Genomic DNA, 17,986 nt, shown 5'->3' on the forward strand with positions numbered 1-17,986 from the left:
CCTGATGGCTACGGTTCAGAGTGCGCTGGGTTGATTCTTCAAATGGCCGAAGCTGGAAGGGCGGCGGGCATGTTCGGGCAGGCTGAGTTCGCCCGCCTCAACACGGGCCTTGAGGTACTCATAGGTCTGCAGAGCCTGAGCCCACATGTGCTCGCCGATGCTGATGGTTTCGTAGTTCTTGCCGGTTTCAGCGAACTGCGGAAGCGGACGAATCTGAGTGTGGTAATCACAGGCGTAGAAGTACGGGAAGGAGTAACGCTCCTCGCCGACTTTGCGCACGCGGTGCGAAGTGGCAACGAAGGTGCCGCCGCTCATGACTTCCAGCATGTCGCCGATGTTCACCACAAAGGCGCCTTCAACCGGCGGTGCATCAATCCAGTCACCCAGATCGTTCATCACCTCAAGACCCGGCTTGTCGGCCAGCAGAATGGTGAAACACTCATAATCGGTGTGCGCACCAATGCCCGGCGCATCGTGGGCTTCGCCATCGAACGGGTAATGGATCAGACGCAGCTTGGACGGCGGGAACTTGGCCATCTCGTCAAAGGTGTTTTCTTCAATCCCCAGCGCCAGCGCAAAGCCACGGAACAGCACCTGGCCGAGGCCGTAAACGCGGGCGTAATAGGCTTGCACGGCCTCTTTGAAACCCGGCACTTCTGGCCAGTTATTCGGCCCCAGCAGCGGCGTTCCGGCGACGAACAGCGGGTTATCACGGGGCACTTCGAAGCCAATATCAAAGGCTTCTTTACGGTCCGGCTTGCCTTTTGAATAGCGCTCTTCGCCTTCCGGCACATAGCCTTTGTGGCTTTCCGATTTGCCGATGTAGTGGGCCATTTTCGCGTCCATATCTTGGGCGAAATAGTCCTCGGCAGCTTTGTGCAGACCTGCAATCAAGTGATCTTCAATGCCATGCCCACTGATATACAAAAAGCCAACATCACGGGCCGCTTTGCCCAGCTCTTCAGCCACCGCCTGACGGTCAGCCAGATCGGCGCTGAACAACCCGCTGATATTCACCACCGGGATTTCGGTAAAGGTTTTCGATGTGCTCATCACAGTGCTCTCAACGACTGCTAAAACGATGGAAGTGCTGGCGCTCGCAATTACCCATCCACTGATTCAGGCCCCACAGATCTGCGACCGGGACATCGGTGAAAGGCAAGTGGTGGAGGTAGCCGTCCGGGCCAAACTCAGGGGTCATGGTGGTGACCTCAAAGCCGCGGCGGGCCTGACTGGTCCAGATGTTTTCCCAGTGGCGCTGATGGAACAGGAGGTTCTCAGCGTGCTCAGGCGCGCCCGGATGTGGCACTTGCGGGCCTTGGTCGTAACCCACGCGGGCCTGGATGTGATCAACCCGCTCGATGAAGCTCGACAGATCGTCAGTCGGATCATCCAGCAGGCGTTCGCAGGTCACGATCCAGTGGCTGATATCGCTGGTCAGGCGCAGTTCGGGCACCTGACGGATAACGTCCAGCGTCACCCACGGGCTATACAGGGAGCGGCCACGGTGAATTTCGAAGCAGCACTCAAGGCCGCTTTCGTTGCCAAGCTCCACGGCGCGGCCGAAGAAATCCACCTGCTCGGCCAATGACCAACGGTCATTACCCGCCAGCACGTTGACCTTCTTCGGGCTCAGCTCAGCGGCCCACTGCAATTTGGCGGCAAGATCGTTGAGGTGCGTTTGCGGACTGTGGCTCTGCTGAGGCAGCACAGGCGTTGAAGTGAACAGTGTTGCGATGTAGGGAATGCGTTGCTCGCGCAAAACGCGGGCATTGGCGGTGCGTTGTGCGGATGATTCCGGGATACGTGCTTCTAATCCGTCAAAACCGGCGGCCAGTAGCTCATCTACGGCTTCATTCCAGGTTCCACGGTAGCCCCAAAGCGTACGGAAGAGTTCCAGTCGCATGGCCATCTCCTTTTCAGGTCGAAGGTCTGCGGCAGATTTGTAAGGAACGGTACGTGCCGTTCAGTGACGTCCGATAACATCCGGCGTCTCGTTCTAATGTGGTTTGATTCTTCTTGCTAACGCCGTCGAATTAAATTGCGTATCTGAAATAATCACTTCAGAAATATCTGAAGTAACGCTGAATGGCTGATGAATCGCAGGCTCCGGCGCGATACACTGCCGTCATCCCCATACCAAAATATTGTTATGTCTTCCGTTCTGCCCGACCTCAAACTGCTGCGAATCTTCACTGCCGTCGTCCGCCACCAGGGTTTTGCTGCTGCACAGCAGGAGCTGAACCTGTCCACATCCGCCATCAGCACCTACATGAGCCAGCTGGAAAATCAGCTGGGTATTGTGCTGTGCCATCGCGGTCGTGGCGGCTTCAGCCTGACCAGCAAAGGCGAGTTGTTCTATCAGGAATGTTTACGCCTGCTGGGAGAAATGGAGAGTTTCGAGCGCTATTCCGCCGCCCTTAAAGGCGAGCTGCGCGGCACCCTCAACCTCGGCGTACTGGATGCAGTGGTGGGGGATTCCGCTCTGCCACTAGCCGATGTCATCGGTGCATATAGCCAGGAGTATCCGGCGGTTCACCTTTATCTCTCGGTGCAAAGCCCGCACGAACTGCAAATGGCCGTGATGGAGAACCGTCTTGATCTGGCCATCGGCGCGTTCTTCACCCGCATGAACGGCCTGGTTTACCAGCCGCTTTACCGTGAGCAGCACTGGCTGTATTGCAGCGAACGGCACTCACTGTTTAAAGCACGCCGCATCCCCGCCGAAGTAATTACGCAGCAGCGCATGGTTGGTCGCGGTTATTGGAGCCAGGCCGAACTGGCGCGACACGGTTTCAAGCACAGCGCGGCGACGGTTGAGTCGATGGAAGCCCAACTGATTCTGGTGCTGTCCGGCGCCTATATCGGTTACCTGCCGGAACACTACGCACAGCACTGGGTTGATCAGGGCAAGTTACGCGTGCTGTCCCCGGCAACCTTCGGCTACCAAGCGCCGTTCTCCCTGATTCTGCGCCGTGGTCGTCTGCGTGAGCCGCTGATTCAGGCCTTCCGCGATCTGCTCAAAGTGCAGTTCAGCAAGTAATCGCAGCGGGGCGCGGCACGCGCCCCAATACACTGATATCCAGGCGCAACAAGCGCACGCAGCGCTCATCTCGCAGACTGGTCAACGGTATATCAGGCGGCGTTTGCATGATCAGACGCGTCAGGTTCAGCACCAGCGCCTCACGGCTAAATACGCCCTGACTGAGCATGTAATAGGCAGCGATCAATTCACGCAAACTCAGTGGCAACCGCCACTGCATGCGCAGCGCCGAACCAAAACCAGCAGAGCGACTGGCGAACGCGTCGCGGATTTCTTCTTCGCTCAGTTCACCGCCAGCATCGAGCCAATTCTGCAGGCTACGCAACAAGGCCAGTTCACCGATGTTATGCAGCAGACCTGCGGTGTAGCACAGCTCACCATCGAGCTTCAGGTCATCGGCCAGCCAATGGCTCAACTCGGCACTACCTTGCGCCTGCTGCCAAACCTCAAGCGCCAACGTTGACAGACGCTCATCACTGAGCCGGGCATTGCGCTGCAAGGCCATGCCCAAAACCAGATTAAGCGTACGCGCCTGCCCCAAACGGCTAAGGGCCTGAGCCAGTGTCTGGCATGGCGCACCATGGTGTTGTGCGGCGCTGTTGGCAGCCGCGATCAGACGGGCAGTGATTTGCGGATCGCGAATAAACAGCTGCTCTAATTCACGCAGGTCACATTCTTTGCTGTTGAGTCGCTGAATGACGGCGTCACGCACCTCCGTCAGCAGCGGTGCACCCTGACCGCCGAGCCGGGACGCCTCAAGGTGCAGGGACAGCGTCGCAGCCCTTGGAATCTTCTCCACACTCTTTTGCTGCACCGTGCCCAACAAACCGGACAAGCGCTGACGCAGCTGTTCTGCATTGAACGGTTTTGCCAGATAGGCCGAAGGGGCCAGCGGGCGGGCTGCACGTACGCTGCTAGCATCCAAGCGGTCGGTGATCAGAATAAACGGCAGCGATGAGGCCGGAGCCAACCGGCGCACCTCACGCAGTAAATCCAAGCCGTCCATCACCGGTAAATCACCATCAGCGATAACCAGCTTTGGCAACCGTCGCTTGCACTGCGTCAGTGCTGAACGCCCATCGGAAAACTTCTCGATACGCGCAGCAGGCCAAACATCCCGCACAAGCTGGACAAGCAAATCGGCTGTCCATAGGTCTGCATCAGCGATAACCACATCCGCAGTTTTAACCGGCGAAACCATAGAACCTCAGGAAGAACAATCGGCAAGCCCAGGTTCAAGAAGCCATATCCCGGACAAGTGAAGTGCAGAGGTGAAAGAAGGTCTTAAAACTCAAATATTATGAGTACCATGGTACCCATATAGCTAATAGGGTTTTGCTATTCACGTCATATGAATAACAAAAGAGCTCTTCCTCTAAGCGCAACCATTAGCTCGAAACCTGCGTATTTTACACCCGATATCAAGCAAAAGACCCGCCGAAGCGGGTCTTTTGTGTAGCGTTCAAGCCGCGAGGCTTATGCCAGTTCGTCGAAGCACTCAGCGACGATGGCAATGCCTTTTTCCAGTTGCGCGTCAGGGATGGTGACCGGCATCAGGAAGCGGATAACGTTGTAGTACGTACCGCACGACAGCAGGATCAGACCCTTCTCGCGGGCACGGGCAACGATTTTGCCAACCAGCTCAGCAGCCGGCTTGTGCACATCGCCGCCTTCGAACAGTTCGATGGCAACCATCGAGCCCAGACCACGTACGTCACCAATCACTTTGTGCTTGGCAGCGATGGCGTTCAGGCCAGCCTTCAGCTTCTCGCCCACTTCGTTGGAGCGCGCCAGCAGGTTTTCTTCTTCGAACACTTTCAGCACAGCCAGAGCAGCAGCACAGGCAATCGGGCTACCGGCGTAGGTGCCGCCCAGGCCGCCCGGAGCAATAGCGTCCATAATTTCGGCTTTACCGCACACACCGGAAATTGGGAAGCCGCCGCCGACCGATTTAGCGAAGGTGGTCAGGTCCGGAACGATGCCCAGTTGCTCAGTGGCGAAGAAGGTACCGGTACGGCCAGCGCCAGTCTGAACTTCGTCAGCAATCAGCAGGATGCCGTGCTGATCGCACAGGGCGCGCAGACGCTGCATGAAAGCCGGGGAGTTGACGTAGAAACCACCTTCGCCCTGAACCGGCTCGATGATGATGGCAGCGATGTCGCTCGGCTGCGCGTCGTTCTTGAAGATGCGCTCGATGCTGGCGATGGACTCGTCTTCGCTCACACCATGCAGCGGGCACGGAGCCTGAGCACGGTATACGCCAGCAGGCATCAGGCCCATACCGGCGGAGTAAGGCACAACCTTACCGGTCAGGGACAGGGTCATCATGGTGCGGCCATGGTAAGCGCCAGTGAAGGCAATCACGCCAGCACGACCAGTGGCAGCACGGGCGATTTTCACGGCGTTTTCTACGGCTTCGGAACCGGAGGTAACCAGCAGGGTTTTCTTGGCGAAGTTGCCCGGTACGCGCTTAGCGATTTCTTCGCACAGCTCGATGTACGGCTCATACGCCAGAACCTGGAAGCAGGTGTGGCTCAGCTTGGTCAGTTGCTCTTGAACAGCGGCAACCACTTTCGGGTGCAGGTGGCCAGTGTTCAGTACAGCGATACCGCCGGCGAAGTCGATGTATTCACGACCTTCAACGTCCCAAACGGTGGAGTTCTCGGCGCGCTCAGCGACAACCGGGTGGATCTGGCCGACACCGCGCGGTACAGCGGCCTGACGGCGTTGCAACAGGGATTCGTTGGTCTTGCTCATAACTTCCTCATTCGCCGGGATCGCCGGCGTCGATTAAGGATGTGGAACCCGCTGAGCCCTGGCAGCATTCGATGATCGACTGCCTCAACCCGCAAGTTGCCTTGGTTCTTTTTGGTGTTACTGCCCGGATGGCCGACTCTTAGGCTTCATCCGGGTTACTGCTAAATCCTGCAATTCAGGTCCGGTGAGCGTTACGCATCACCGAGACCCGAAGTGGCAATCAGATGCCCAGGCACAGGTATTTGATTTCGAGGTAATCCTCAATACCGTACTTGGAGCCTTCGCGGCCAAGGCCGGACGCCTTGATACCGCCGAACGGCGCTACTTCGTTGGAGATCAGGCCGGTGTTCACACCCACCATGCCGTACTCCAGCGCTTCCGCTACGCGGAATACGCGGCCCAGATCACGGGCGTAGAAGTAGGAAGCCAGACCGAACTCGGTGTCGTTGGACATCGCGATCACGTCGGCTTCGTCTTTGAAGCGGAACAGCGGCGCCAGCGGACCGAAGGTTTCTTCTTTGGCCACTGCAGCATCACGCGGCACATCGACCAGAATGGTCGGCTCAAAGAAGCTGCCACCCAGCGCGTGCGGCTTACCGCCAGCCAGAACGCGAGCGCCTTTGCTCAGCGCGTCGTCAATGTGCTCCTGCACCTTGGCTTTGGCTTTATCGTCGATCAGCGGGCCAGTGGTGATCCCGTCTTCCAGACCATTACCGATTTTCAGCTTGGCAACCGCTGCTGCCAGCTTCTCAGCAAATGCGTCGTACACGCCTTCTTGAACGTACAGGCGGTTAGCGCATACGCAGGTCTGACCGTTGTTGCGGTATTTGGAGATCAGCGCGCCTTCAACGGCTTTATCCAGATCGGCATCATCGAACACGATGAACGGCGCGTTACCGCCCAGTTCCAGCGATACTTTTTTGATGTCCTGAGCGCATTCAGCCATCAGCTGACGGCCAATCTCGGTGGAGCCTGTGAAGCTCAGCTTGCGCACGATCGGGTTGCTGGTCAGCTCGCCGCCAACTTCACCAGCGCTGCCAGTGACAACACTGAACACGCCTTTCGGGATACCAGCACGCTCAGCCAGCTCGGCCAGAGCCAGAGCGGAATAAGGGGTTTGCGATGCAGGCTTGAGCACCATGGTGCAGCCAGCAGCCAGAGCCGGGCCGGCTTTACGGGTGATCATCGCGGACGGGAAGTTCCACGGGGTGATCGCTGCGGTAACACCGATTGGCTGCTTGATTACGATCAAGCGCTTGTCTGGCTGATGGCCAGGAATTACGTCGCCGTAAATGCGTTTGGCTTCTTCTGCGAACCACTCAAAGAAGGAGGCCGCGTAGGCAATCTCACCCTTGGCTTCGCTCAGTGGCTTGCCCTGCTCAATGGTCATCAGACGAGCGAGGTCGTCCTGATTTTCCAGCATCAGTTCAAACCAACGACGCAGCTTGCCCGCACGCTCTTTAGCGGTCAGGGCGCGCCAAGCCGGCAGAGCTTTTTCTGCAGCTTCAATCGCGCGACGGGTTTCGGCGGTGCCCATCTTCGGCACGCTGCCGATAATTTCGCCGGTAGCAGGGTTGTTGACCTTGATGGTCTGGCCGTTGTCCGCATCCAGCCACTGGCCGTCGATATAAGCCTGCTGGCGGAACAGTTGAGGGTCTTTCAATTGCATGGCGGTCTCCTGAACCCCGGCGCCGGTGCAAGGCCTGTTAAATCGGCTGCGCGAGCGGCGGTGCGCCTGGTCTTGTTCTTGGTGGCTAAGCCCCGGCCGCGTGCGCCAATACAGTGCACAATATCTCAGCCAAAGCGTTTGAAATCTCAAACGAATCCTAGGGTCAATAGGGGGTAAAGGGCAATACTCCGTTCGAAAAAATTAACGCACAATTTGGCATATCAGACATCAGGTCCAATATCCTCAATTCGTATAAAGCCCGCAGAATCACAGACATAGAACCGTATCCGTGGACGCCCGCAAACGAGATGCGTATGATTGCCCCCCGCAACGCACTCGTAGCTCAGCTGGATAGAGTACTGCCCTCCGAAGGCAGGGGTCGTGGGTTCGAATCCCGCCGAGTGCGCCATCTATATAGCAGCCTTAGCCGCTGATCCCTCAGACTTATCTCCCCCCTAACCTCGTATCCTAAGCCTCATCTGAGCACTGCCCTCAGTTATATATTTTGGCCTCATTTAAGCTTGTGCCATTTTTGTGCCTAATCCGTGCCCTGGCATATTTCCGACTGTTGGAATCTATTAATGACTTGAGCACTAGCCAAGCTCCAGCTTTGCATCCAACCAAAAAGCCAAGGGTATTAATCATCTGCCCGCTATCGGCCAGAAGCAGTCATCGGCTATCAAGGAAATCCGCGACGATTAACCTTTTAGGTAGTTTCTTGGCAAAAGATTGGAAGCGTCATGGTGCCGGTGTCACGAAGTCGTCACGCATTCTAAACGCTGCGGAAGATCCGCTTTCGACAAGCGCGTCGAGCACATACAGAATCGCCTCCCGCAGACTGGGGGCGCGTTTGAGTTCCTGCGGACGTGAGTAGACATGTCTCTGGAGCAGGTTTTCGAGTATGAAAACGGTGTTGGACTCGGGCAGCATGTCAGCGTCATTTCCCCGTCTCAGCGCATTTGCGATGTTTACAAAAGCTCCTGGCATGGAGCGCTCTCCGATGTGGTAGAGAAAACGGGCGCAGCTATCCAGCACGATCGATACCGGCGGCAGAGCATTGAACAGCGACGTCTCCCCGTTTTCAGTAGCAGTTGGCTTTAAAGTCCTGGGTCAATGTAACGGCTTTGAGGCCAGTTGCTCGGCATAGGCGGCAGGGGTTAATCCACCAAGCCCTTTCTTCGGTCGCTCTTCGTTGTATTTCCGACGCCAAGCCTCAATTACCACCTTCGCATGCGGCAGACTGGTGAACCAGTGCTCGTTCAGGCACTCGTCACGAAAGCGCCCGTTAAATGACTTGATGTAGGCGTGTTGATTCGGCTTGCCTGGTTCAATTAGGAATAACTTCACACCTCGTTGATGAGCCCATGTCAATATGGCCCGACCGCAGAACTCCTTGCCGATATCTGTGCGAATGGCTTTGGGCTGCCCTCGCGACATGGCCAGACGATCTAGGATGCGCGTCAAAGAGTACCCGCCGATAGCACGCTCTGGCACGATGGCAACCGCCTCATGCGTGGCATCAACCACCACCGTCAGGCTCTTGATGACACGTCCCTCAGCCGTGCGATCAAACACAAAATCCATCGACCAGACCTGATTGGCAGCGCATGGGCGCCCCAGCGGCTGTCGATCCAGCATCGGGATCTTTTTGAGCTTGCGTCGCCTCACCTGCAAACGGGCTTCGGCATACAAGCGCTCAACCCGCTTGTGGTAAACCACCTCGCCAGACTGTCGTAGCTTCAAATAGATCATCGCTGCGCCATAACGGCGATGCCGATGGGCCAGGGCCACAATACGTTCACGCAGGCTTTGGTTGTGATCCGGTCTCGGCTGGTAGCGCAGTGCACTGGCGCTCATACGGATGACCTGAAGCTCTTGGCGCTCACTCAAGCCTCGAGCCGTCATGGTGCGCACCAGCTCTCGACGGGAGGGTGCGCTCACCACTTTTTTCGCAACGCTTCGCGGGTGACTTCGATCTCCAACATCGACTCAGGCGAGCATTTTCTTCAGGCGCGCGTTTTCGGTTTCGAGCTCCTTATGGCGCTTAGCATCCGAAACGCTCATCCCGCCAAACTTGCTGCGCCAGAGGTAGTAGCTGACCTCCGAAAAGCCGTGCCGACGGCACAAATCCTTGATCGGCAGCCCAGCTTCAGCTTCGCGCAGGAAGCCGGTGATTTGCTCTTCAGTGAAACGCTTCTTCATGTCCTATCTCCTAGTTACTGGGATTGGACTCTAAAGCGGCGCGCTACTCAAATATGGGAGGACGTCGGACGTCGACAGATTAGGAAGGCTTCATTACGCACAATCAAGACGGCGCGGAGATACCATTACAGAGCGTTGTGCTTGATGTATTAAGAGATTAGATAAAGCAGGCTTTGTCTTCGTTAAGGGTTTAACTCCTAAGCGAACAACGTGCTTGCGCGTGTACTTCAGATCGCCGCCCGAGGAAAACCGCTCGAAGGCGTTTTAGATGTGTCCAAATTCCAGTAACTACCGCTGTGTCATCGCGTGGTCTGATAAAAATACAACTTTATCGCTGTCCACGTTCGGGTGTGGCAATTTCGAAATCCTGTATCGGGATACTAGTAGTATTAGACCCGTTATTTGATGTTATATAGTGGCAACTTGCACGACAGTGCTAACCATAAAAATACTATCGGAACCAAAATGAAGAAGTCAGTGGTCAGTTCAGCTTTGCTGGCGATAGCGGTCCTTTCCTGTGTGCGCTATGCATTTGCCAACGTCCCGCCAATTGAATATGCCCCAGAACAAATTACAACTTATATAGGTTGTATGGAGGGGGCTATCACATCTGACTCTTGGTCTAGCACCAGTGCTGAACAATGTAGAAATCAGAGTCCAGCTGTGAAAGGATTTACAGGGATAGAATATGTTGGCGCGTCATTTACATTGGAGCAGTCAATTATTTATGCAGCGCAGCGAGAGCGTTTGGTAGATTTTGAAAGATCATTTGTTGGAGTTGTAGTTAATAACGTCATACCTAGCCTTATACAAGACATCAAAATAGATACTGCATACTCGCTGCAAAAAATCCAGGATGACTTATCGGTGCGATTTCGAGAAATATATTCTCGACCATATTCCGACTATCTGAATGGCATTAATAGCCTTGAGATTAAATCATCTAGCGGAATGAGCTTATATGAACTGCATGACCGTGAGCTTACCTTAGTGAAAAGCTGTTTAGCCAGAGCTGACCTTTCTGGAGAAATGTCGGAAGTAAAATTTTCAGCGCTTTATCATAACTGCCTCAGCAATATCACAACCAAAAATCATGATGGTTCGAGCAGTCTCTATAAAAGAGAGACCTTTGATAATTTAGCTCGCGATGCGTGGGGCAGGTATCAACAGTTACTATCAAATAGAGAAGTAGCTGCGGAAGCATCGGCTATTTCAAAAAGAAATGACTCTTTAACTTACAAGGTCGGAAACTTTATTTATCACTCATTCTTTTATCTCCTATTCGCTTTAGGTTTTGCTGTTGGGGTATATTTTACGTACAGTAATGCTCCATCTAAAGGCTCTGGCTCAAGTAAATCTTATAGTCGTAGAGACTACGATGATTCAGACGATATTTCGTCCTCACCACGAAGTAACGATCATCCAGCGAATTCTTTAATGGATTTTCAGCAGCGTTATATTGAGGTTGGCGGTAGAGCCGCAAGGAACGGCTGTGGGAGCTGCATCTATTGGTCTGGCGAACGTGTCCCACACCCCGTATCCGGTCGCAGTCAGTACGTTCTGAGTACGACCACGGGTAACTGTATGTCCAGCCATCCTGGTTCTAGGGCGAAAAATGTAGGCCATAAGCACGGCCAGTACTGTAAGCATTTTGAGAGTATTGCCTAGCGTTCAAAGTCTGGCGTTATCTTAGACACAGCACCTTAGCTGTTATTTCTTCACTCAATTCATGTACTACGGGCGGGTTCTACCCCGTTAACACGGACACTTTCGAGTAAGCTCATATCGAGCAGAAGGAGTGTTCATGAAACGCAAGAAATACAGTCCAGAATCCAAGCGGGATGCCGTTGCACTGGCTCGTCGTTCAGAGACCAGTTGCCGCCAAATTGCCCAAGAGATTGGAGTAGCCCCGAGCCTGCTAAACCGCTGGGTTCGAGAAGCATAACCTGGTATGGATAAAGCCTTCCTAGGAACGGGAAGTCCGCGGGATGAGGAGCTTTCCTGCCTCAAACGCGAACTGGCCCGAGTCACCAAGGAACGTGATTTTTAAGAGACGCGGCAGCGTACTTTGCCAAGGAGTCATCGAGCGGTACACGGTGATCCGGCGCTGCCGCAACGAGCACCCGGTACGCTTGATGTGCCGTTGCCTGAAGGTTTCTGCCAGTGGCTATTAAGCCTGGCAGGATCGTGATCCAAGCCCCGGCGCTCGAGAGAGTGCGCTCTTGGTGAAGCGCATTCGAGAGATTCACTAGGACAGTCGTGGTGTGATCGGAGCGCCACGTATGCACGAGGATCTGCTCGACGAGGGCGAAACCGTGAGCCTGAACCGCGTTGCTCGCCTAATGGCGGCTGAGCGAATTCAAGGCTGGCCATGCCGGAAGAGGTGTGGCTTTGGAAGAGTCGTCAGCGGCCATCCAGAAGGTGTGAAAAACCTGCTGGAGCGCGATCTCACTGCGCAGGAGCCGGAGCGCAAGTGGGTCACGGACATCACGGAAATAGCGACACTGGAAGGCAAACTCTTCCTATGCGTGGTGCTCGACTTGTACAGCAAGCTGGTGATCGGTTGGTCGATGCACCACCGCCAAGATCGGCTGATGGTGATTCGAGCGGTGGAGATGGCGATCTGGCAGCGCCAGGGTGACTGGCCAGTGATCCTGCATTCGGATCGCGGTAGCCAATTCACCAGTGCGGACTATCAGCGCTTTTTGAATCGCAACACGCTGATCTGCAGCATGAGTGCCGTCGGTCATTGCACCGACAACGCCGCCTGTGAGGGCTTCTTCGGTCAGCTCAAACGGGAGCGTGTTGCTCACCAGTCGTATCGGACTCGTGATGAGGCCCGGGCGGATTTATTCGATTACATCGAGCGGTTTCATAACCCACGTATGCGTCGTAGAGTCGCCCGGCAAGATCTGAAGTTTTCAGCCCTTTCAAACTGTCCGTGGAAATGGGGTAGAACCCGTTCATCAATCGTAAAGTCGTGCATCGTAGGCGCTCCAGTTTTAAGGGCCGCAGTATCCAGCGCACTGGTGCGTGTCATCGTTGGGTGCATGTGCAGGGTAAACATCTTCGCCCCCAACAAACGGCTTGAACTTTCATCCATTTAGTGTGGCCAAAACAAGAAAAGCCGCGTCATGCGGCTTTCATTGTAGCGAGACAGGCAGTGTGCGCCTAACGCTTGTTCAGCTTTGACGCCAAGTCTGATGGAGCAATATAGATGATCGCTCTTCCATCCTTCGAACAGAAGAATAGCTTTTGCTCAACCAGCTTTGTCAGGTGCCCCCTAGCCGTGTTGTCAGAGATTGAGTACGAATTCGCAATCTCTTTTACCGTGAATACCCGCCCTGGTTCTTTCACGGCCTTCTTGATCAAGTCCTTCTGAATAAAGGTCAGGGTACTGCCCCATGTGGTCCGTTCAAGCACCGCGGATATTTCCTCGAACTCCTTGGCTTTCTGGTTGAGGTAGCTTCCTAGCTCATTAAACGCCTTCTGGATCGTCTCCAGCTGGTGGTAGATGAAGTAGGTGAGGTCGTTGTCATCTGTCTCGGTATAGAGATATGCCAGCCCGTAGTCCCTTGGCCGCTCCTTCAAAACCTTGCTGATGGAGAGGTACTTGAAGAGATTGTATTCGCTCTTGAGCATGTACCAGTAAAACAGCGCTCTAGCGGTCCTGCCGTTTCCATCCCTGAAAGGGTGCTCATAGCCGATCATAAAGTGGAGCGTGATTGCTTTGATCACCGGGTGGATGAAAGTGCTTCCAGCCTCTCCGCTGTGGTCTTGGTTAGCGAAATCACACAGGGCCAGCAAGCGGTCATGCAGTAGATTGAAGTCTGGTGGCTGGTGAGCAATGTTGCCCCGGCCATCATCAATGAATATGTCATTCGCCTGCCTGAACTCACCGGGCACGACGCCGTTGCCAGTCGTGCCGCTAGTGGCGATCCGATGGAATTCGAGAATCATGTCTACGCTCAGATTCTCTGAACAACACTGCTCTGCATGCTTGATCAGCAAGTAGTTGTTCAGAATCATCCGTTCGTCTTCATCGACCGGCTCCCGCTCATCCTCCAGCATTTTTTTGGCGACTTCACGGGTAGTCGAAGCCCCCTCTAGCTGAGCGCTGGTGATGGCTTCCTCCATGATCAGCGAGGAAATCAGAAACCGATCTTGAATACTGTCACTGGCGGCGGTTCCACCAACTGCCCCAACCTTGCCCCCTGCGTTGGTTGTGATTTGGTAAAGCATTGCCTCCATAGAGGGGGGGGTGCAGTAGACAAACTGCTTCCCACGGACGTCAGACAAGCCAATGTCCTTGTACTGAGCCATCCGCTTGAACTTTACGACCTTCCACAGGACGGTGGCTTTGGCACTCGGTACCCGCCACTTGAATAGATTCCAGTGTAAATAACGCCCTTTAGGGTCCGTTACCTCGCACTTCCCCAGGAGTGGTAGCGTGGCCTCAAAGTCCTTGGCGGGATTGAATGGGGGTGGACTCTCGACTGTAGGCTTGGCCATCATGCGTCTCGATAGGTAGATCAGGGGATAGTCATGTGATTAAAGCACAAAACGCAAAAAATGAAATCTGCGTTTTAACCTTTTATCTTGCCTTTACGCGGCATGATTCTGAGGCGCGCTTTTTTGCAAACAACACATGAGACCCCATTTTTATTGGATGTAATCCAAATTATTTTAATTTTTCACTAGCTAGATTTCGATTTTTCGCTAAAATAATATATTGAGATTTGAAAAGCATATCTAGGTTTTTTCTAGTGAGTACTCAATCCTAGCTTTGGTTGTTATATGCACCGTCGACGTCTCCCCCGAATTTCTTTTTTTGTGCCAAACCTCAGATGCATAATGTTTTCTTAATGCATCTCTCTTCCACGAGCCAGATTCGCTAACCACCAATAATGACGGTACTTAGCGATCATTTAGAGCTCACCGCAACATCTGAAATACTTGTACCGCACAAGCCTCCGAAGGAGGGGGCGTGGGTTCGAATCCCGCCGAGTGCGCCATTTATATAGCAGCCATAGCCGCTGACAAATTCAAACAAAGCCCGCCAAGTGCGGGCTTTGTTGTTTCCAGACAGCACAAAGCACCGGACGCCCATAGCGTTTCCAGTGCTTTTCAGGGTGCAGCGTCAGGTTTCCGGCAATCAGGCCTGCTGGCGTGTAGCGGCCAGAACGATCTCGCGGATGCAAACGTTTTGCGGCTGTCCATACGCGTAGCCAATGGCGTTGGCTACGTCTTCGGCGGTGAGCACGGTGCCGCCCATGCTTTGTTTCCACTCTTGGTAACCGGCTTTGATGGTTTCATCGGTGGTGTGGCTGAGCAGTTCGGTTTCTACCGCGCCCGGTGCGATGGTGATGACGCGCACGTTGTGTGGGGCCACTTCTTCACGCAGGTTTTCAGAGATGCCGTGCACAGCAAACTTGGTGCCGACGTAGGCCACGTGATTCGGGAAGGTTTTACGCCCGGCCACAGAGCTGATGTTGATGATGGTGCCGCGATTGCGTTGAGTCATTCCTTCCAGCACAGCATGGATGCCATTCAGCAGGCCTTTGACGTTGACATCGAGCATGCGCTCCCACTCGTCAGGGTCTTGCCCACTCATCTGGCTCAGCAGCATCACGCCCGCGTTATTGATGATGGCATCGGCCGGGCCGAATTGAGCTTCAGCGGCCTGTACAGCAGCCAGCATGGCTTTGCGATCCGTCACATCGACTTGCTTGCACAGGGTATTGGGCAGGCCCAGTTTTTCCAGACGTTCGATGCGACGGGCCAGCAGCAGCAATGGATGCCCTTGCTGGGCGAAGAGACGTGCTGTGGCTTCGCCAATTCCCGAACTGGCGCCGGTGATAATAATCAGTGGTTTGCTCATGGCTCCCTCCATCATTGATTTTTCAGATGGCAGGCAGTTTAGCCATGCTGGAATAGCTCATAAAATGATTAATTCCTCTACCAGGCATCGGCCAAACCTATGGATATACGGCACCTGAAAGCGTTTATCGCGGTGTTTGAAGAGCGCAACATCACCACCGCAGCGCAACGCCTGTTCGTCAGCCAGCCCACACTGTCGGTCACCATCAAACAACTGGAAGAGGCGCTCGGTGTCTCGCTGTTTAAGCGTGTTGCTCGCGGCGTTGAGCTCAGCGAGGAGGCGAGGGCACTGTACCCGCAAGCCTCTGCATTGGTGGGTGAGGCTGAGGCCTTGAAGCACCGATTCCGGCGTGGAGAACAGCACCTGTCGCTGACGCTGGGGGTGGAGGCGGACATCAGCCCGCAACATGTCAGTGCCTTTCTGCAACTGGCGATAAACACTGTTCCCGATCTGCGTCTTAGTCTTCAGGATGGTTGCACTGGCGATGCCCGGCTGGCGGTCGAGGAGCAGCGCTGCGAAGACGAGTTGTTTCTACCCATTTGGGATGATCCGTTTGTTTGCGCCATTGCCGCCGGCACAGAGCCAGGACCAAACCCCAGCCTGTTCCCATGGATCATTTGCCCAGACCATCCGTCCCACCAACGCCTGATGCCGCTGTATGGCCATGCCATTACGCAGGCGGCACAAAGCAGCTCCCTGCACTTGTCATTAACCATGGTGGCGGCAGGGATTGGCGTCGCTGCGTTGCCGCTGTCGTTGGTTGAAACAGCAGCAGGTGTCACCACTCACCCGCTGAGCAACCCACTGCCAAGCCGACGCGTGGGCCTGTGTTTCAGCAGTAAAGCACTGGAGCACCCGGCTTTGCGTTTACTGCACAGTGCGCTGCGGGATCAGGCTTGCGTACCGGGGATGTGAAAGGTTCAGGCAGGTTGAGCCCACTGCGGGTTCCAAACCACTTCCCAGATGTGCCCGTCGGGGTCCTGAAAGTAGCCGGAGTAACCACCCCAGAAGGTGTCGTGAGCCGGTTTGAGAATCGTTGCTCCCGCCGCAGCGGCCTGCGCCATCACCTGATCCACCTCTGCTGCTGAGCCAACATTATGGCCAATGGTCATGTTTGTGGGAGCCACCGCACTGACAGGCAGGCCGGTGTCATGAGCAATGCTTGTGCGTGGCCACAATGCCAAACGCAAACCGGGTTGCAGTTGAATAAACACCACTGCGCCGTATTCAAATTGCTCACCGACAATGCCGTCAGTGGCCAGGCCTAATCCGTTGCGATAGAAGTTCAGCGCCTTTTCCAAGTCATCAACGCCCAGCGTCAGGACAGTAATACGAGCGTCCATTTCAACTCCTTACTCAGTCATTGGTGGACGGCTGCAAACGGCTACGAAACTGCCCCGGGCTTTCGCCGGTCCAGCGACGGAAGATACGGTGAAAAGCGCTTGGTTCCTGAAAACCAGCTTGAATGGCGATATCGGAAATGCTGATGTTGCTGTCACGCAGCAGCGTGAACACGATGGCGCGGCGAACTTCGTGTTTGATCTCTTGGTAAGTAAAGCCGTCCTTGGCCAAATACCTTCTGAGCACCTGTTCACTGAGTGCGAAACTGTGAGCCAGTTCCTTGAGAGTCGGCCACTCTGAACTGTTCTGACTACGCAGCCGACGAAATACCTTTGAAGCGGTACTGGCGTCATTGCGAAAGCGCACCACCAGCCATTGCGGGCAACTGCGCAGGAAGGTGCGCAAGGTTGTCTGATCCTGAATAACCGGCAGTTTCAGGTAGCTGGAATCGAAGGCGATCTCAGTACGTTCGCAGTCATACTCCACCAGCGGGCCCCATTGCCAGGGTGATGTCTCGGACGTAGGTGCCGCCGTGCTGAAACGTGAACGGTTAAGCGGAATACGCCGGCCGATCAGCCAGCACATCAGCCCGATGACGATGCTCAGATAGATCTCTTCCGCTGCGCCTTTAAGCGCCGGTTTCTGCATGGACGTTTCCAGGCAGATAACAGCCTGGCCATTGCGCTGCTCAAGGCTGGCGCGAATATCGCGGATAAAGAAACTCAGGTATTTGAAGCACTGTTCAAAAGCTTTGCCCAAGGTGCGCTCGTGAATCAGCGCACGGCAGATCAGCGCAAAACTGCCGGAAGGCAGCCCGTGAGAATCGAAACCAAAGAACTCATCGCGGAGTTCTTCATCCATCGCCAACCAGAAGCGGGTGACGGCAGCTGCCGACAGACGGGCGTTATCCAGCGCCAGCTCGGCAGGATCAATACCGGACTTCTGCAAGACCGCAGCAACCCGCTCCGGGGCATCCTGAATACCGTGAAGGGCCGCCTTTACCAGATAGGCTGCGACTGAATCCTGATCGCGCATGATCTTTTTACCCTTAACCAACTAGACCGGATGAAGCATGCGCAACATGCCGTCATGG

At 54.9% G+C, this 17,986-nt stretch carries 12 protein-coding genes, 1 tRNA gene and 2 pseudogenes; 5 read left to right on the forward strand and 10 right to left on the reverse strand.

Annotated features, from left to right (window positions below; all coding sequences use genetic code 11):
* Positions 1–15 precede the first annotated feature (15 nt).
* Together AO726_RS06205 and AO726_RS06210 are read right to left on the reverse strand one after the other, a co-directional pair.
* Complete coding sequence (locus tag AO726_RS06205; RefSeq protein ID WP_058067212.1) at positions 16–1,053, reverse strand: isopenicillin N synthase family dioxygenase; 1,038 nt, start codon at positions 1,051–1,053, stop codon at positions 16–18.
* A 10-nt stretch (positions 1,054–1,063) separates the two neighbouring features.
* Entirely contained in the window at positions 1,064–1,906 is an 843-nt protein-coding gene (locus tag AO726_RS06210; RefSeq protein WP_058067213.1) for a sugar phosphate isomerase/epimerase family protein, read from the reverse strand.
* A 246-nt stretch (positions 1,907–2,152) separates the two neighbouring features.
* On the opposite strand from AO726_RS06210, the gene AO726_RS06215 reads away from it, so the two are divergent.
* A complete protein-coding gene (locus AO726_RS06215) occupies positions 2,153–3,043 on the forward strand; it encodes a LysR family transcriptional regulator (RefSeq protein WP_058067214.1) in 891 nt (296 codons plus the stop codon).
* Here AO726_RS06215 and AO726_RS06220 read toward each other — a convergent pair.
* From AO726_RS06220 to gabD, 3 genes are all read right to left on the reverse strand, one after another.
* Positions 3,033–4,244, reverse strand: a complete 1,212-nt coding sequence (locus AO726_RS06220) for an HDOD domain-containing protein (RefSeq protein WP_058067215.1) — start codon at positions 4,242–4,244, stop codon at positions 3,033–3,035. The two genes, AO726_RS06215 and AO726_RS06220, sit on opposite strands and share 11 nt — an antisense overlap.
* A gap of 275 nt (positions 4,245–4,519) precedes the next feature.
* Positions 4,520–5,800 (reverse strand): 4-aminobutyrate--2-oxoglutarate transaminase, encoded by a 1,281-nt coding sequence (gene gabT, locus AO726_RS06225; protein ID WP_058067216.1) that lies wholly within the window; start codon positions 5,798–5,800, stop codon positions 4,520–4,522.
* 220 nt (positions 5,801–6,020) lie between these two features.
* Positions 6,021–7,469, reverse strand: a complete 1,449-nt coding sequence (gabD, locus tag AO726_RS06230; RefSeq protein ID WP_058067217.1) for an NADP-dependent succinate-semialdehyde dehydrogenase — start codon at positions 7,467–7,469, stop codon at positions 6,021–6,023.
* Between the two features lie 332 nt (positions 7,470–7,801).
* On the opposite strand from gabD, the gene AO726_RS06235 reads away from it, so the two are divergent.
* Positions 7,802–7,878, forward strand: a tRNA-Arg gene (locus AO726_RS06235).
* 701 nt (positions 7,879–8,579) lie between these two features.
* Here the strand turns inward: AO726_RS06235 and AO726_RS06245 are convergent.
* A pseudogene (locus AO726_RS06245) lies at positions 8,580–9,671 on the reverse strand (IS3 family transposase).
* A gap of 465 nt (positions 9,672–10,136) precedes the next feature.
* Between AO726_RS06245 and AO726_RS21125 the strand changes: the two are divergent.
* Together AO726_RS21125 and AO726_RS21130 are read left to right on the forward strand one after the other, a co-directional pair.
* A complete protein-coding gene (locus AO726_RS21125; RefSeq protein ID WP_152987251.1) occupies positions 10,137–11,339 on the forward strand; it encodes a hypothetical protein in 1,203 nt (400 codons plus the stop codon).
* Positions 11,340–11,475: 136 nt separating this feature from the next.
* A pseudogene (locus AO726_RS21130) lies at positions 11,476–12,601 on the forward strand (IS3 family transposase); the annotation flags it as partial.
* A gap of 241 nt (positions 12,602–12,842) precedes the next feature.
* Here the strand turns inward: AO726_RS21130 and AO726_RS06265 are convergent.
* Together AO726_RS06265 and AO726_RS06270 are read right to left on the reverse strand one after the other, a co-directional pair.
* The gene (locus AO726_RS06265) at positions 12,843–13,994 is read right to left on the reverse strand and encodes a Fic family protein (protein ID WP_206542502.1); all 1,152 of its coding nucleotides are present in this window, start codon (positions 13,992–13,994) and stop codon (positions 12,843–12,845) included.
* Positions 13,995–14,826: 832 nt separating this feature from the next.
* Positions 14,827–15,552 (reverse strand): SDR family oxidoreductase, encoded by a 726-nt coding sequence (locus AO726_RS06270; RefSeq protein WP_058067222.1) that lies wholly within the window; start codon positions 15,550–15,552, stop codon positions 14,827–14,829.
* A gap of 99 nt (positions 15,553–15,651) precedes the next feature.
* Between AO726_RS06270 and AO726_RS06275 the strand changes: the two genes are divergently transcribed.
* Positions 15,652–16,467 (forward strand): LysR family transcriptional regulator, encoded by an 816-nt coding sequence (locus tag AO726_RS06275; RefSeq protein WP_058067223.1) that lies wholly within the window; start codon positions 15,652–15,654, stop codon positions 16,465–16,467.
* Between the two features lie 5 nt (positions 16,468–16,472).
* Here the strand turns inward: AO726_RS06275 and AO726_RS06280 are convergent, their stop codons facing one another.
* Positions 16,473–16,895 (reverse strand): VOC family protein, encoded by a 423-nt coding sequence (locus AO726_RS06280; protein ID WP_058067224.1) that lies wholly within the window; start codon positions 16,893–16,895, stop codon positions 16,473–16,475.
* A 13-nt stretch (positions 16,896–16,908) separates the two neighbouring features.
* Positions 16,909–17,928 carry an AraC family transcriptional regulator gene (locus AO726_RS06285; protein WP_058067225.1) on the reverse strand — a complete coding sequence of 340 codons (1,020 nt, stop codon included), beginning with the start codon at positions 17,926–17,928 and terminating at the stop codon, positions 16,909–16,911.
* Positions 17,929–17,986: the final 58 nt, after the last annotated feature.

Source organism: Pseudomonas sp. TTU2014-080ASC (genome assembly GCF_001446935.1).
Taxonomy (GTDB): Bacteria; Pseudomonadota; Gammaproteobacteria; order Pseudomonadales; family Pseudomonadaceae; genus Aquipseudomonas.